Below are 15,707 nucleotides of genomic sequence, written 5' to 3'. Positions count from 1 at the left end.
GCAGTCGTTGTGTTAGCCGCTGCTACTTCCAGGTATTGCGCGACACACTCCAGCCCACCCAGCCCAACGCCGCCACGGCCAGCAGCGCACCGCCGATCACCACACCGTTCCAGCCGGCCTGCGCGTACGCCGCGGTGCTCAAGGTCGACCCCAGCGCACCGCCGATGAAGTAGCAGGTGATGTAGGCCGAGGTGATGCGGTTGCGCGCATCCGGATTGCGCTGATAGATCACGCTCTGATTGGCGATATGCACGCCCTGTACGGCGATATCCAGCAGCAGCACGCCCACGATCAGCAACGCCATCGAGTGCGGCGCAAACGCCAGCAGCCCCCACGACACCAGCAACATCACCAGCCCACCCCAACTCACGCGGTCGCCGTGGCCGTGATCGGACCAATGCCCGGAACGATTGGCCGCCAACGCACCGGCCGCACCGATCAAGCCAAACAACCCGATCACCGCGGTGCCATAACCATAATTCGGACCGGACAACAGAAACGCCAGTGTGGTCCAGAACATGCTGAAGCCGGCAAAGATCAGCCCACCCAGCACCGCGCGCGCGCGCAGCACTGCATCGTCGCGCAGCAGCGTCAACACCGATCCCACCAACTGCGGATACGACAACTGCGCATTGCCCGGATGCCGCGGCAGCCCGCGCCATAGCAGCGCGGCGGTGATCAGCAGCAGACCGGCAGCAATCCAGTACACCGTGTGCCAGCCGCCCACGCCGGCCAGCAGCCCGGCGGCGGTGCGCGCCAGCAGGATGCCCAGCAGCAAGCCGCTCATCACCGTGCCGATCACCCGCCCCCGCTCGTGCGGTGCCGCCAGCGTGGCGGCGAACGGCACCAGGATCTGCGCCGCCACCGAACTGGCGCCGGTGACAATCGTGCCGACCAGCAACATCGCAAAGCTGTGCGAGCTGGCACTGATCAGCAGGCCCAGTGCACTGAGCACGAACAGGCCCACGATCAGGCTGCGCCGCTCCAGCCGGTCGCCCAATGGCACCAGCAACAGCAGCCCGGCCGCATACGCCAGCTGCGCCGCGGTCACCACCGCCCCGGCGCTGCGCACCTGGATGCCGAAGGTCTGCGCCAGCGTTTCCAGCAGCGGCTGGGCGTAGTAGTTGCTCGCCACTGCCAGCCCGGTAGCGGCAGCCATCAACAGCACCAGGCGGCGCGGTAATGGCGGATGGGCGGCGGGGTCGACAGTCATGGCAGAGGCCTGTGAAAGGAATGGAGGCAGTGTGGGCAGCGGCGATGCATCTTTCCAATGTATTGTTTTCACCGTCACCATCGCGTTTCGAGATCGCATGCTCACCCTGCGCCAGCTGGAATTTGCCGTGGCCGTGGCCGACGAAGGCGGCTTCACCGCGGCCGCACGCCGCTGCAACACGGTGCAATCGGCGCTCAGCCATCAGGTGGCCAAGATCGAAGAGACGCTTGGTGCGCGGCTGTTCGAGCGCGGCACCCGCCGGGTACGCCCCACGGCGGCCGGCGAAGTCTTTCTGCACAACGCACGCGAAACTCTGCGCGCGGCCGAACGCCTGCACGAAGAAATGGCCCAGGCACTGGGCACCGTGCGCGGCCGGCTCACACTGGGGCAGATCTCCTCGCTCAGTACGGTGCAGGTGCCGCAGCTACTGCGCCAGTTCCGCACCGCACATGCGCGGGTAGACGTGCACCTGCGCACCGCCATGAGCGAGGCCTTGCTGCACGATCTGGGCGAAGGCCGGCTGGATGTGGCCCTGGTCGGCGTCGGCCCGCAGGTCGCGGTACCGGAGCAGCGCCTGCTCCTGCACGAAGAACCGCTCGCCTTGATCGTCGCCCCCGGCCATCGCTTTGCCGCGCGCAAGCGGGTGGCCCTGGCCGAGCTTGAGGACGAACCGATGGCCGGGCTGATCCCCGGTGCCGGGGTGCGCGGCATCATCGATGCGGCCTTCGAGCAGGCCGGGCTGCGGCAGCGCCAGCAATACGAGGTGACTCACGCCGACCTGATGCGCGAACTGGTCGCCGCCGACCTGGGTGTGGGCATCGTGCCGCACACCATGGCCAGCGCCATGCGCGAGGTGGTGACGGTCGCGCTCAAGGAGCGCTTCCGCTTTTTGACCTACGCAGTGTGGCGGCCGGACCCCACCCCGGCCGCACGCGCGTTCGTAGCGCTGCTGCGTGCCCAAGCGGCGCCGCGTGCGCCATCGCCTGGCCGGTCGCGCTAAGCGCACAGGCCCTCCACCAGCACCGTGGAAGCCTGCTAGGCTGCGCGCGTTCGCAAAGGAAACTGCATGTCCGGTCACAGTCAGTTCGCCCTGCTCAGGCAGCGCCGCTTCTTGCCGTTCTTCGCTGTCCAGGCGCTGGGCGCGTTTAACGACAACGTCTATCGGCAGGCCATCATCGGCTTGCTGTTCTATCTCGGCATCGATGCGGCGCAGCGCACGCTCTACACCAATCTGGCGCCGGCGCTGTTCATCCTGCCGTACTTCCTGTTCTCCGCGCTGGCCGGCCAGATCGCCGAAAAAATGGAGAAGCAGAAGCTCATCGTGATCACCACCACGATGGAGATCGCCATCATGTCGCTGGCCGCGGTGGGCTTCATCACCGAGAACATGGTGATCCTGCTGATCGCGCTGTTCTGCACCGGCCTGCAATCCACGCTGTTCGGGCCGGTGAAGTATTCGATCCTGCCCTCGGTGCTCAAACCCGAGGAACTCACCGGCGGTAATGGTCTGGTCGAGATGGGCACCTCGATCTCGATCCTGTGCGGCATGATCTTCGGCGGGCTGATCTTCCAGATCGCCGGCAGCCATGGCCCGGTCGCCGCAGCCACCGCGGTGATCGCCATCGCCGTCACCGGCAACCTGGTCGCGCGGCTGGTGCCCAAGGTCGATGCCGGCGCGCCGGAGCTGAAGATCAACTGGAACCCCATCCCCGAATCGCGCGCCATCATGCGCCTGACCCGGCGCACGCCGGCCGTACGCAACTCGGTGCTGGGCGTGTCGTGGTTCTGGTTCGTCGGCACCGTGCTCACCGCGCAGCTGCCCACCTACGCGCAGCTCAATCTCGGCGGCCAGCAAGACCTGTACGTGTTTGCGCTGGCGCTGTTCTCGATCGGCACCGGCGTGGGCTCGCTGCTGTGCGAACGGCTGTCCGGGCGCACGGTGGAAATCGGCCTGGTGCCGCTGGGTGCGTTCGGCATCAGCGCGTTCCTGCTGGACCTGTATTTCGCCCGCCCCGGTGCCGCGCCGGTGAGCGATCTGTCGATCGGTCAGTTCGTGCAGCAGGCCGGCAGCGTGCGCTTGATCATCGACCTGGTCGGCATCGGCCTGTTCACCGGTCTGTTCGTAGTGCCGTTGTTCGCGCTGATCCAGAGCCGCACGCCCAAGGCCGAACTCTCGCGCGTGATCGCCGGGCTCAACATCCAGAATTCGCTCTTCATCGTGGCCGCCGCCGTCATCGGCATTGCCCTGCAGCTGCCGCAGGTGGTGCTGTTCGGCCACCGCATCCCGATGCCGGGGCTGAGCATTCCGCAGGTGTTTCTGGCGCTGGCGATCGCCAATACGCTGGTGGCGCTGTGGATCTTCACCCTGGTGCCCGAGTTCCTGATGCGCTTTCTCAGCTGGGTGCTGGTGAGCGTGTTGTACCGGCTGCGCGCACGCGACATCGACACCCACGTGCCCGACAACGGCGCCGCCTTGCTGGTGTGCAACCACGTCAGCTACATGGACGCGCTGATTCTGTCGGCGGTGATTCCGCGCCCGGTGCGCTTTGTCATGTACTACAAGATCTTTCGCATCCCGGTGATGCGCTGGATCTTCCGCACCGCCAAGGCCATCCCGATCGCCGGCGCGCGCGAAGACCCCGCACTGATGCAGCAGGCGTTCGACCGCATCGACGCCGCGCTGGCCGATGGCGAGCTGGTGTGCATTTTTCCGGAAGGTGCGTTGACCAAGGACGGTGAGATTGCCGCGTTCAAATCCGGTGTCGAAAAGATCCTGGAGCGCCGCAAGGTGCCGGTGATTCCGATGGCGCTGCGTGGCATGTGGTCGAGCATGTGGAGCCGCCGCGATACGCGTCTGGGCCGCATGCGCGTGCCGCGCCGGATGCGTGCGCAGATCGAAGTGGCTGCAGGCCCCGCCGTTGCCGGCGACCAGGCCAGCGCCGCGTTGCTCGAACAGCAGGTCCGCGCACTGCGCCAGGACCAACCGTGAGCCGCACCGGCGCGGGCTTTGCGTCCGTCGCGGACCGCGAGTAGCCTGTGCGCCACTGCACGCTTTACCGCCGCGTTCGCCAAGCGGACGCGGCAGGTCGTACTGGGGGAAGTCGTCGTGCGCAATCTCGTGTCTGAGGCATCTGCCGCAACCGGCAGCAGTCGCGCCTGTCGGCGACCTGCGGTTGCAGCGCTGCACCGCGGCCCTGCGGGCAGCACGCACGCTGCCATCCGTCGTGCTGCGGCCGTCATCACCCTCCCCACGCACCCGATCCGTTTGTTGTCGTTTACCACCCAAGGAGCTTCACCATGAGTGCCATCCCACCGCCGATCCATCCCTCGTCCAGCGCAGCGCCCGGCCCGGTGCCCAATCACCTGATCTGGGCGATCGTCTCCACCGTGCTCGGCTTCTGCCTGTGCTGCCCGTCCCTGATCACCGGCATCGTGGCGATCGTGTTCTCCAGCAAGGTCAACGGCCTGCTCAACCAGGGCGATATCGACGGCGCGCGTCGCGCCTCCAACACCGCCAAGACCTGGTGCATCGTGACCAGCGTGCTGGCCGCGATCGGCCTGCTGGTCAACATCGGCATGGTCGCCACCGGCGGCATGCAGGGGTACTCGGATTACATGCAGCAGCTGCAGCACATGCAGTAATGGAACTGCGTCCACGCCATTGGCTTGGACTGGGGGCGGCCACCAGCGTGGCCGCCTTTGGCGTATCGCTGCTCTATCGCTTCGACCCGAACGCGAGCAACAGCCCGTTCCCGCCCTGCATTTTTCGCACCGTCACCGGCTGCTACTGCCCCGGTTGCGGCATGACCCGCGCGTTGTATGCGCTGGTGCATTTCGATCTTCCTGGCGCCTTCGCCATGAATCCTGCCGCCGTGCTCGGCCTGTTCACCCTGCCCGGCCTGATCGCCTGGAAAGCCGGCTGGCGCGCCCGCTGGTTCGCACCGGTGGTGAGTGTGATGTCCGAACCGAAATTCTGGTTATGGGCACTCCCCACGTACTGGATTGCACGAAATCTGCCGTGGTACCCGTTTACGCTGCTTGCGCCGGGTTAGATGGAATAAAGACGTTACGAGGCAGTGCTTCATCGATGATGAGCTTCTTACGCGACATCGTACGTAATGCATCCGCAGAGAAAAATTTTATCCACCCTCTCGTTGAAAGTGAACGCATATAACTGGGGCAGTGGATAGGCCGTAATGACTTCAAGCACTACGAAACGAGCGCCACCGACAATAAAGGTGCTTGCAACGAAATGCCTTGATCGTTACGACTAGCTTTGGTGAAAAGCACTGCAGCACGCCCATGCCTTAGAACTCATCTATTCGATCAGAAGAGCCGGAATCTCTGTATCTCGACTGGCAAACCAGTCACAGCAACACCACTTCGCGACGCGGGTCGCTATTGCACCAGCAATCAGACGCTAAATGGAGCAAGTTATGGAAAACAGCCAATTCTGGCAACTCATGAAACTTATTGATCGTGTTGCATTGAAGGACGGAGACGAGGATCGCACTCTGGCCTCTCTCACATCGGCCTTAACTGCCATGGAGATTACAAGCATCGAAGCTTTCCATGAGCATCTCTCGCAGCATCTTTTCGCCATTGACGGAGAGAAGTACGCAGAAAATGCCGGCGACTCCGGGCAGTCTGATGATGGTTTTCTCTATGCCAGATGCTATGTGGTCGCTTGTGGTGAGGAATATTATTCCCGCGTAAAGAGGACTCCGGCTGAAATGCAACGCTCGGCTGACCAATGGTGCGAGTCGCTACTTTACGTCGCTCCAAACGCCTGGGCAGCAGGTAGCGGCAGAGACCCATCAGACTGGCCATTTGAGGCAACTGTTAGCTATGAGTCGGGCAGCAACCCCGATCTTTGGACTGAGGCCGGCGCATAACATCCCATCAAAGCCGACACGTCTCGCGTTTCGGTTTACTTCGGGCCTCGAACCATAGCGGACGAGCCGATGGGCGCCCGTTCAACGCGTAAGCAACGTGTGCCGGAAGGCGTACCGCCGGACCCGCATTCAAAAACTTACGCTGAAACGATTGAAACCTGGTGCCAGAACGAGAAGCAGTACTGCGCTCGTAACTACTTTAGTGTGGCGCGCAGTATCACCGCACCCACCCGGCAATCACCAACAACGCCAGCACCACCATCCACAGCAGCAGCACGCGCCAGACCAGGCTCATTGCATCGCGCACTTCCGGCAGCCGGCGCCAGACCGGCACCAGGCCCGAATCGGTGTAGTCGTGCGCTTCTTCGCGCAGCTCGGCACTGACACTGGCACGCGCGACGGCACCGAGAAAATGCGGCTCCAACGACCAGCGGTTGCCATGCGCTTGCCGCCACGCGCGGAACACCGTGTCGAAGTTGCCGACCAATGCCATCGACACAGTGATCAGCTGCGCTACCGGCCATTCCAGCACCGCCAGCAGCCAGCGCGCGCCGGCAAGATTGCGCGGCGGCAGCAGCACCGCCAGCGGGCTTTCCACCGCCAGCGCGGTCAGGCGATACAACACCGCGCCGAATGGCCCCAGCAACAGAAACCACCACAGCACCGCAAACCAGCGCCGCAGGCCATTGACTACCACCGCTTCAACCAGCGACGGCGCGTCCTCATGCACGCTGCCGCCGGCGGCCTGCAACTGCGAGATCGCATCGCGCCGCGCCCCGGGTTCGTCGGCATCGATCACCGCCTCGACATCGCGATCCAGATCGCGCGGCCCCCAGGTCCAGGCCAGCACCGCCACGCCGAACAGCAGCGACAGTAACCCGTGCCAGACATCGTCCAGCAGCCACTGCAGCACGAGCACTACAAACAGGGCCGGCAGCAGCGCCAGCAGCACCCCATAGCGGCCCTGCCAGGCGCCACGCCCGGCGGCATAGCTGTCCAGCCGCCGCAGCCAATGACCAAACCATTCAAAACGCCGCAGCCTGGCCACCTGCGCCGGGACCAGATGGCCCAGCGTGAGTGCGACGACGACGGCAACCAGGGTGGTGAACATGGGTGTCCCTCCTCAGCCGAGTCTAGCCGAGCGGGCACAACCGCCCCGTAACGCGCTTCGCGCGCCGGTACCGTGCGCACCGAGCAAGGGCGCCCATGCGCTTGCCGCAAGCCGCGTGCATGCGCAAGCGATGCCCTCAGCCATGCGTGCGATACCACTGCTCGATCAGCGCGCGCGCAATCGAAATGGCAGGCGGCAGCCCAATCCCGTCCTCGCCGCCTTGCCCAGCCAGCGCAGCGCCGACCTCGGCATGACTCACCCAGCGCGCATCTTCCAGCTCACCGGTCACCTGCGGCACTTCGCTCGCCGCCGCATGCGCAGTAAAGCCCAGCATCAGCGCACCCGGGAACGGCCACGGTTGCGCGCCGACATAGCTGCAGTGCTGGATCCGCACCCGGGTCTCTTCGTGCACCTCGCGCGCCACCGTCTGTTCCAGCGACTCGCCCGGCTCCACAAATCCGGCGATCACCGAATAACGCCGCGGCGCCCAGCTGGCCTGGCGGCCCAACAGCAGACGTTGCCCGTCGCTGACCGCGACAATGATCGCCGGGTCCACGCGCGGATAGTGCTCGGTCTGGCACTGCGTGCAATGCGCGATGAAGCCGGCGCGGCGGAACACGATCGCCCCGCCGCACACGCCGCAAAAGCGCGTGCGCGATTGCCAGTGCAGCATGGCCCGCGCATACGACACCGCGGTGGCGATCTCCGCCGGCCACTCGGCCGCCGCCTGGCGCAGGTCCACACGCTGCGGCGCCTTGACGTCGAGCGGGTCGGCCGACAGGCAAAACCAGCCTTGACCATCGCGCACGCCCAGGAAGATCGCCGCCTCCGGGCTATCGGCAAGCGCGGAGCCCTGCAGCAGCAACGGTTGCCCCTGCGCATCGGCCAGCGCGGTGCCCTTGGCATCGATCAGCAGCACGTTGCCTTGCGGCCACAGTTGCGCCAACGCGGCGGGATCGTCACGCAACGCATCGCCACGATCGAGCGGCGCGTGGGTGAAGGCAAAACCGGACAACGGAAAAGTAGACTCGGACATCGGCGCAAGCCTGCCGATAATTGGCGACACCCGCAACCGGCAATGCATGACGATCGCCGCAGCGTAGGCGCATGCAATGCGCTCGCACTCGTGACAGGTTGCTGATGATTACAACCGGTTCGTCGCTGCAGACGCCATGCATCCGCAATGCGGACCTGCCGAAACGCGTTTTGCGCCATCTGCATCGATCATCGCAACAGGGCTTGCCCGCTGCGCTCGATCAGGACGCGTCAGCCAAGTGCGACAGCGCCATTGGCGGCGCAGACGCGCGCCGTCAACCGATCACGACAGCGTCAGACTGCAGCCCGCCCAACACCCTCAGACGCTGAAGCTGCTACCGCACCCGCAGGTGGTCTTGGCATTGGGATTGCGGATCACGAACTGCGCACCGGTCAGGCTTTCGGTGTAATCCACCTCGGCGCCCATCAGGTATTGCAGGCTCAGTGGGTCGACCAACAGCGTCACGCCATCGGTGGCCACGGCCAGATCGTCTTCGGCACGGTTCTCGTCGAACTCGAAACCGTACTGGAAGCCGGAACAACCGCCTCCCTGGATATACACGCGCAACGCCAACTCGGCGTTGCCCTCTTCCTGGATCAGCTCGCGCACCTTGGCGGCGGCAGCTCCGGAAAAATTCAGCGGCCGGTCGATGGACTGATAGTCCGGGGCCGGGGCGGCAGTAGGAAGCGAAACGAGCGTACTCATGGCGTCAGCATGGGGGCCAGGCGGCCCCACTTCAAGCCGGTTGTGCCTGCGACAGGCTCGCGCTTCAGCCGCGTGCCCGCTCAGGCCTCGGCGGTTTCGGCCTGCAGCGCCTTGACCGGCTCGCTGCGGCTGCCTTCCGGAGCCGGCAGCGCGGCGGTCGCGCCCGCCGTGGCGGCATGGATCAACCGTCCGGTGAGCTGCGCACCGGCGCTCATTTCCACCACCTGGTAGTGCACGTTGCCCTGCACTCGCGCATTGGCGGCCAGTTCGACCCGCTCGGCCGCATGCACGTCGCCGGTCAGCTGACCATTGATGATCACCACCGGCGCACGCACTTCGCCCTCGATACTTCCCTGCTCGGCCACGGTCAGGGTGGCGCTGGCGCCGTCTTCGGCAATCACTTTGCCCAGGATGCGGCCTTCCACATACAGGCCACCGCTGAAGGTCAGGTCGCCGCGGATCACCACCTGCGGCCCGATCAAGGTATCGACCACGGTCTGCGCACCACGGTTGGACTTGTTTCCGAACATGAGCTACTCCCCCGCGCCATTGCCGGCGACTTTCCAATCGAATGTCTGGTTGACCGGCGCCCCATCGCCGCTCAGGGAGATTTTGACACGTTGCGGAGTGAAATCCTTCGGCAGGATCACGCTACCGTCCAACTGCTGGAAATAGCGGAACGAATACGGCTGGGCGGCGGCATCGGGCTTCTGGTGCAGCTCGTTCCAGCTCACCGTCACCAGCTTGCCGGCGCGCACGCCTTCCACCGCAAAGCGCAGCTGGCCCTGGCTGATCGCGCCACGGTTGAGGTTCTGGGTCAGCACCACGCTGTAATTCCAGGTCCCGCCGGCCTCGGCGGTGAACTGCACCGAGTGCGCATTGAGCCCCTTGCGCTGCGCGGTGGAGCCCACCAGCCGCTCGTAGAAGGCCACATCGGCGCGCAGCGCGGCGATCTGCTCGTCGCGCTCGGCCAGCGAGGCCTGCACTTCGGTATTGGCGACGCGGCTGATCTTGTCGGACATCGCCAGATTGACCTGGCGCTGCTGTAATTGTTCGATCAGCCGGCGCTGCTGGGCCTGGCTGCGCTGGGCCTGCTGCAGCGCAGCCTCGGCCTCGACCAGACGCGGCGCGGCGGTGCGGCTGGCCATCCACCACACACCACCCAGCGATGCCAGCCAGAGCAGGACGACCACGATCCACAGCCAGCGGCCGCTGGAAGGGCCACCACCGGAGTCACGTTGGACGATCTGAACGCGTGCGGCTGGTCTCATGGGCATCGGGTCCGGACGGGCCGGCGGTGTGGGCGGCGGCGTAGTGTGCCAGAGCCTCGACGGCCGTCGCGCTGGCGCTGGGCCGGCCGTTATCCGATAGTTCCGCATTGTTCGCAGGAAGCAACGCCATGAGCGAAGCCCATCTGTTCGTGATCGGCATCCTGCTGGCCTGGCTGGCCGGCATCCGCGTCTACCTCACCGTGTTCGGCGTCGGCCTGGCCGGCCTGCTCGGCTGGATCGAGCTGCCGCCGGCCCTGCATCCCGCGCAATCGCTGTGGGTGCTGGGCACGTCCGGCGCGCTGGCGGTGGCCGAATTCTTCGCCGACAAGATTCCCGGCGTGGATTCGGGCTGGGATCTGCTGCAGACCCTGGCGCGGGTGCCGGCTGGCGCGTTTCTGGCCGCCGCCACGCTATCGCCGGATGGCGACCTGGGCGCGGGCGCGTTGGCGGCAGGCGCTGGCGTGGCGTTGACCAGCCACACGCTCAAGGCCGGCACCCGCGCACTGCTCAACACTTCGCCGGAGCCGGCCAGCAACTGGGTCGCATCGCTGGCCGAAGACACCATCGCCACCACTGCACTGGCGCTGGCCTTGGCGCACCCCTGGTTGGCATTGAGTCTGGCAGTGGGGTCCAGCGTGCTGGTCGCGCTGATGGTGTGGTGGGTGTGGCGATTGTTGTGGCGTGGCATGCGCCGGCTGGTCGCGCCGATGCGCGCTTCAAGCACGCCGGCTGCACGCCGCTCCCCGCTATCGTGAAGTTCATCGCATAATCATCGCGACTGCAGGGAGTATCGATGGCCGCCCGAGATCCGGTTCCTTTCACCACCCGTGACGACACCGCCACGCGTAATCGCCCGCTGCGCGCCGAGACGCCGCCGGCCGACTATTGGCGTCGCTGGGCCGACGAGGCTGCCAGCGCGCCCGACGACAGCGCGCCGGTGAGTGCGGCGATCATTCCCGCGCCCGCCGCCGCCAACGTTCCCAGCCATGCGACACCCATTGCACCGGCGCGTGCCGTGTCCAACGCCGGCGCAACGCGCGTTGCGCCGGCGTTGCCGCCGTCCTCCGCCGCGTCCGCAGTCAACAACGACGGTGGCGACAACGTGGCGGCCGATGCGCCGTATCGCGTTCTGATCGTCGAAGACGACCGCTCGCAGGCCTTGTTCGCACAGAGCGTGCTGCATGGCGCCGGCATGCACGCGCAGGTCGAAATGACCGCCGCCAGCGTGCCGCAGGCGATCCAGGACTATCACCCGGATCTGATCCTGATGGATCTGCACATGCCCGAGCTGGACGGCATCCGCCTGACCACCTTGATCCGCCAACAGCCGGGGCAGCAGCTGCTGCCGATCGTGTTCCTCACCGGCGACCCGGACCCGGAACGTCAGTTCGAAGTGCTCGACAGCGGCGCCGACGATTTCCTCACCAAGCCAATCCGCCCGCGCCATCTGATCGCCGCGGTGTCCAACCGCATCCGCCGTGCGCGCCAACAGGCGCTGCAGCTGGCCGGCGAGCAGGTCAGCGTGCGCAGCAACCCGGAAACCGGCCTGCCCACGCGCGGCCACGTGATGGAGTTGCTCGCCAATGCACTGGAGCGCAAGCAGCCCGGCGGGCTGTTCTTCATCGAGATCGCCAGCGCACTTGGGCTGCGCGAACGCTACGGCTACGCCGCCTACGAACGCCTGATGACCCAGGCCGGGCATCGCCTGGCCACTGCCGCCCAGCCGTATCCGCTGGCGCGTCTGAACGACAACAGCTTCCTGCTGCTGGCCGTGGAAATGGACGAAGCCAGCCTGGAACAACGTGCGCTGGATATCCGCGAGCGTCTTTCCGCCAACGCCTTCCCGGTGCGCGAAGAAGAATCGGTACATGTGCGCTGCGCCATCGGCGTGGCTCCGCTGGGCCTTGGCTTTGACGACACCGGCAGCGCGCTGGAAGCGGTCGAGCGCACCGCGTTGCAGGCACGCCTGCGCAGCGACGGTGTGCAGGCCTATCTGGCGCCCAGCCAGGCCGAGCAGCAGGAGCAATTGCGCCTGGTCGAAGGCCAACTCGAACTGGCCTATCAGCCGATCGTGGCGGTGGCTGGCGGCGACACCGCGCAGTACCAGGTGCTGCTGCGGCTGCGCCAGGCCGACGGCACGCTGCTGTCGGCTGGCCAGGTGATCCCTGCCGCCGAGGCGGCCGGACGCATCGCCGATCTGGACCAGCAGGTCATGGATCACGCGCTTGGCTTGCTGCATCTGTATCAGCACGCCAGCCCGCCGCTGCGCCTGTTCGTCTCGCAATCGCCGCGCACGCTGGCCCGTGATGCCTTCGCCGACTGGCTGCTCAAGGCACTGGTCGAACGCGGCGTGGCCGGGCAATCGCTGATCGTGGACCTGCGTCTGGACGATGCCCTGATCCACGCGGTCACCGTGCAGCAGTTCTGCGCCAAGCTCATGCCGGCCGGCGTGCAGTTCTGCCTGAGCCAGTTCGAACCCGGCGACGAAGCAAACGCGCTGCTGAGCCAGTTGCCGCTGAGTTTCGTACGCATGGCCAACCGCTTTGCCGATGCGCATGGCAATGCCGCAGTGCGCGACGAACTGCGCGGCGTGATCGACATCGCCCATCAGCGCGGCCTGTTGATCATCGGCCAGCGCATCGAAGACCCGCAGGCGGCTGCTGCAATGTGGATGAGCGGCGTGGATTTCATTCAGGGCAACCTGGTGCAGACCGTCGGCAAGGAACTGGATTTCGACTTCACGAACGCGGTGCTCTAAATGACGGCGCAGGCGGGAGGCCTTCGCGTCTGGAGCGCTTTGGCCACGGTGACCGCACTCACCGCAGCGGTGGGCGCAGGCCTGCAGTGGAGCGACATTCAGGGGCCGTGGCGTGCGCTCACCGCCATCGCTGCTGCGCTGGCCGTGGTGTTTGCCCTGTGCGCAGCCGTCGCCGCCCAGCGCAGCGCCCGCGCCCAGCAGCGGTTGTCGCAGCGCCTGGACGAGGCGGAGCTGGCCCGCGAGCGCCTGCAACAGGAACTGCAACGCCACGGCGAACTCGAACAGGAACTGCTGCGCGCCAAACAAGCGGCCGAAGCCGCGACGTTGGCCAAGGGTGAGTTTCTGGCCACCATGAGCCACGAGATCCGCACCCCGCTCAACGGCATCATTCCGATGCTGGAGCTCATCTCCAGCGGCCAGCTCAGCCTGGACCAGCGCGACATGCTGCAGACCGCCACCGGCAGCTCGCTGCAGCTGCTGCGCATCGTCGACGACATCCTCGACTACTCCAAGCTCGAAGCGAACAAGCTCGAACTGGAGATCACCACCTTCAACCTGCGCGAGTTGCTCGACGGTGTGGTGCAGCTGCTGCAACGCACCGCCGAAAGCCGCCAGCTGCGTCTGGGCCTGGACATCGAACCCTCGGTGCGCCTGCTGGTGCGCGGCGACCCGATCCGCCTGCGTCAGGTGCTGGGCAACCTGATCGGCAATGCGATCAAGTTCACCGAGCGTGGCAGCATCGATATCCAGCTGCGTCGCCTGGGCGAAACCCGCGCCCAGCACCTGCTGCGTTTCCAGGTGCGCGACACCGGCATCGGCATCGCACCGGATCAGCAGGCCCGCCTGTTCCGCTCCTTCGCCCAGGCCGACGCCTCCACCACCCGCCTGTACGGCGGCACCGGGCTGGGCCTGGCGATCTGCAAGCGCATCATCGACCTGATGGGCGGGCGCATCGGCGTGGAATCCGAACCCGGCCGCGGTGCCACGTTCTGGTTCGAGATCCCGCTGCTCAAGGTGATCGGCGACCTGCAGCAGAGCACCGGCGCCGATGCGGCACGCGTCATGGTGATCAGCTCCGACGCACGCCTGACGCAACGGCTCAAGCGCCTGCTCGACGGCTGGGGCGTGTCGCACGTGCTGATGGAAACCACCCAGGAAGCGCTGGAACGCGTGCGCCGCCACAGCGATGGAGAGGGCTTCCGCTGCGTCATCGCCGACCACGACACGCTGCGCTACAGCGCGCGCGCCGTGCATCGCGCACTGGCTCGCCCGGAAGACATCAGCGGCTCGAAGCTGATCTGGCTCTACGGCGACGAGCCGGTACCGGTCGAACTGCAGGACAACGCCACCCTGGTGCCGCGCCAGAGCCCGGACGAGATCCTGCGGACGCTGGTGCTGCCGCAGGACGCCAAGCCCGTGCATGCGCTGGCCGCGTCGATGATCCCCGAGCCGCTGCCGCCACCGATGGCCAACGCGCGCGAAGTGCGCATCCTGCTGGTCGAGGACAACCCGGTGAACCTGCTGGTCGCGCAGAAGCTGCTGGGGGTGCTGGGCTTCGAAGCCGATACCGCCACCGACGGCGAGGCCGCGCTGAGCAGTATGGAATCCACGCGCTACGACATGGTCTTCATGGATTGCCAGATGCCGGTGCTGGACGGCTACGCCGCCACCCGCCGCTGGCGCGCGATGGAAACCGAAAGCGGCGGCCGCCCGATCCCGATCGTGGCGATGACCGCCAACGCCATGGCCGGCGACCGCGAACGCTGCCTGGCCGCCGGCATGGACGATTACCTCTCCAAGCCGGTTGCCCGCGAACAACTCGATGCCTGCCTGCAGCGCTGGCTGCCGCGTCAACCGGTGTTACCCAGCCAGACCAACGGCGCAGCCCCGGCCGATCCGGAAAGCGCCAGCGCGGGCGCCCAGGCACGTGCACTGCCGATCCTGGACAGCAGCGTGATCGACGAGCTGTACGAAGTGGCCGGCGCGGACACCATCACCATCCTGCAGCTGTTCCTGGACGATGCCCCAGGCATCATCGAACAGCTGGAAGCAGCGGCCGCCAACCGCGACAGCATGCAGCTGCGCGACCTGGCCCACACGCTCAAATCGTCCAGCGCCAACGTCGGCGCCCAGGCCGTGTCCAACGCCGCACGGCGCATCGAACTGGCCGCTCGCACCGGCACCATCGAACGCCCCTCGGTGATGGTCGCCCTGGTGATCGCCGAGTACGCCCGCGCCCGCCTGGCCCTGCTAGGCCAGGTCGCCCGCCTGCAAGCCGCAACCCGCGCAGCCGGCTAAGCCGCGCAGCTCGTAAGCCGGTGACAAGAACCGGCCAGGCACTGCAGTCGCAGGAAATCCCGCAGCGAAAGAACGGTCACGCCCCTCTCCCCTCGCGTGAGGAATTGGGGTGAGGGTAAGGATCAGCCGATCCAAGACGCCCGATCGCGTGCCAGGGCGGCACAGCAATACCTGCATCTCAACCACAAGGCTGACCAGTCATCGGCGTCGAACGTTGCGCTGCATGTGCAGCGGTACTTGGGCAGCGCTGGAGCATTACCTGAGCAGCACTGGACAGACTGAAGTTCCGCAGAGGCGCTGATCCACTCACAACGCAGCAGCGGCAAACCTTCGCTCGACGCACACTCACGCGATGCGCGAGGGAATCTAATAAAGCCTCTCGCCCGACGGGGCGAGAAGGCAGAGGTCTCACGCCACTGG

At 66.1% G+C, this 15,707-nt stretch carries 14 protein-coding genes; 8 read left to right on the top strand and 6 right to left on the bottom strand.

Annotated features, from left to right (window positions below):
• Nucleotides 1-22 precede the first annotated feature (22 nt).
• Nucleotides 23-1,213, bottom strand: a complete 1,191-nt coding sequence (locus ACZZ0O_RS08675) for an MFS transporter (protein WP_463590547.1) — start codon at nucleotides 1,211-1,213, stop codon at nucleotides 23-25.
• A 97-nt stretch (nucleotides 1,214-1,310) separates the two neighbouring features.
• On the opposite strand from ACZZ0O_RS08675, the gene ACZZ0O_RS08670 reads away from it, so the two are divergent.
• The 5 genes from ACZZ0O_RS08670 (at nucleotide 1,311) to ACZZ0O_RS08650 (ending at nucleotide 6,108) form a co-directional block, all read left to right on the top strand.
• On the top strand, nucleotides 1,311-2,213 hold the full coding sequence (locus tag ACZZ0O_RS08670) for a LysR family transcriptional regulator (RefSeq protein WP_055853198.1): 903 nt from the start codon (nucleotides 1,311-1,313) through the stop codon (nucleotides 2,211-2,213).
• A gap of 66 nt (nucleotides 2,214-2,279) precedes the next feature.
• Nucleotides 2,280-4,202 (top strand): MFS transporter, encoded by a 1,923-nt coding sequence (locus ACZZ0O_RS08665; RefSeq protein ID WP_115552781.1) that lies wholly within the window; start codon nucleotides 2,280-2,282, stop codon nucleotides 4,200-4,202.
• Between the two features lie 308 nt (nucleotides 4,203-4,510).
• The gene (locus ACZZ0O_RS08660) at nucleotides 4,511-4,855 is read left to right on the top strand and encodes a CD225/dispanin family protein (protein WP_115512730.1); all 345 of its coding nucleotides are present in this window, start codon (nucleotides 4,511-4,513) and stop codon (nucleotides 4,853-4,855) included.
• On the top strand, nucleotides 4,855-5,265 hold the full coding sequence (locus tag ACZZ0O_RS08655) for a DUF2752 domain-containing protein (RefSeq protein WP_055853205.1): 411 nt from the start codon (nucleotides 4,855-4,857) through the stop codon (nucleotides 5,263-5,265). Before ACZZ0O_RS08660 ends, ACZZ0O_RS08655 begins: the two co-directional genes overlap by 1 nt.
• A gap of 384 nt (nucleotides 5,266-5,649) precedes the next feature.
• Nucleotides 5,650-6,108, top strand: coding sequence for a DUF4240 domain-containing protein (locus ACZZ0O_RS08650; RefSeq protein ID WP_463590546.1), 459 nt, complete (start codon nucleotides 5,650-5,652; stop codon nucleotides 6,106-6,108).
• A gap of 217 nt (nucleotides 6,109-6,325) precedes the next feature.
• Here ACZZ0O_RS08650 and ampE read toward each other — a convergent pair whose 3' ends face one another.
• The 5 genes from ampE to ACZZ0O_RS08625 form a co-directional block, all read right to left on the bottom strand.
• Nucleotides 6,326-7,219 carry a regulatory signaling modulator protein AmpE gene (ampE, locus tag ACZZ0O_RS08645; protein WP_463590545.1) on the bottom strand — a complete coding sequence of 298 codons (894 nt, stop codon included), beginning with the start codon at nucleotides 7,217-7,219 and terminating at the stop codon, nucleotides 6,326-6,328.
• 136 nt (nucleotides 7,220-7,355) lie between these two features.
• Nucleotides 7,356-8,255, bottom strand: coding sequence for an NAD(+) diphosphatase (gene nudC, locus ACZZ0O_RS08640; RefSeq protein ID WP_115526902.1), 900 nt, complete (start codon nucleotides 8,253-8,255; stop codon nucleotides 7,356-7,358).
• 318 nt (nucleotides 8,256-8,573) lie between these two features.
• Nucleotides 8,574-8,960 carry an iron-sulfur cluster insertion protein ErpA gene (erpA, locus tag ACZZ0O_RS08635; RefSeq protein WP_055853212.1) on the bottom strand — a complete coding sequence of 129 codons (387 nt, stop codon included), beginning with the start codon at nucleotides 8,958-8,960 and terminating at the stop codon, nucleotides 8,574-8,576.
• Nucleotides 8,961-9,040: 80 nt separating this feature from the next.
• Nucleotides 9,041-9,490 carry a bactofilin family protein gene (locus ACZZ0O_RS08630; RefSeq protein WP_463590544.1) on the bottom strand — a complete coding sequence of 150 codons (450 nt, stop codon included), beginning with the start codon at nucleotides 9,488-9,490 and terminating at the stop codon, nucleotides 9,041-9,043.
• Nucleotides 9,491-9,493: 3 nt separating this feature from the next.
• Nucleotides 9,494-10,231 carry a DUF6776 family protein gene (locus ACZZ0O_RS08625; RefSeq protein ID WP_055853215.1) on the bottom strand — a complete coding sequence of 246 codons (738 nt, stop codon included), beginning with the start codon at nucleotides 10,229-10,231 and terminating at the stop codon, nucleotides 9,494-9,496.
• Between the two features lie 128 nt (nucleotides 10,232-10,359).
• On the opposite strand from ACZZ0O_RS08625, the gene ACZZ0O_RS08620 reads away from it, so the two are divergent.
• From ACZZ0O_RS08620 to ACZZ0O_RS08610, 3 genes are read left to right on the top strand one after another with little or no spacing between them, the layout of a single operon-like run.
• Nucleotides 10,360-10,986, top strand: a complete 627-nt coding sequence (locus ACZZ0O_RS08620; RefSeq protein ID WP_311239004.1) for a DUF4126 domain-containing protein — start codon at nucleotides 10,360-10,362, stop codon at nucleotides 10,984-10,986.
• A gap of 38 nt (nucleotides 10,987-11,024) precedes the next feature.
• The gene (locus ACZZ0O_RS08615; RefSeq protein ID WP_463590543.1) at nucleotides 11,025-12,989 is read left to right on the top strand and encodes an EAL domain-containing protein; all 1,965 of its coding nucleotides are present in this window, start codon (nucleotides 11,025-11,027) and stop codon (nucleotides 12,987-12,989) included.
• A gap of 39 nt (nucleotides 12,990-13,028) precedes the next feature.
• Entirely contained in the window at nucleotides 13,029-15,287 is a 2,259-nt protein-coding gene (locus tag ACZZ0O_RS08610; RefSeq protein WP_463590542.1) for an ATP-binding protein, read from the top strand.
• Nucleotides 15,288-15,707: the final 420 nt, after the last annotated feature.

It is taken from the genome of Xanthomonas sp. AC360 (assembly GCF_979258225.1).
Note: the sequence above shows the minus strand (reverse complement) of the source record. Positions and strands in the feature narration are given on the sequence as shown.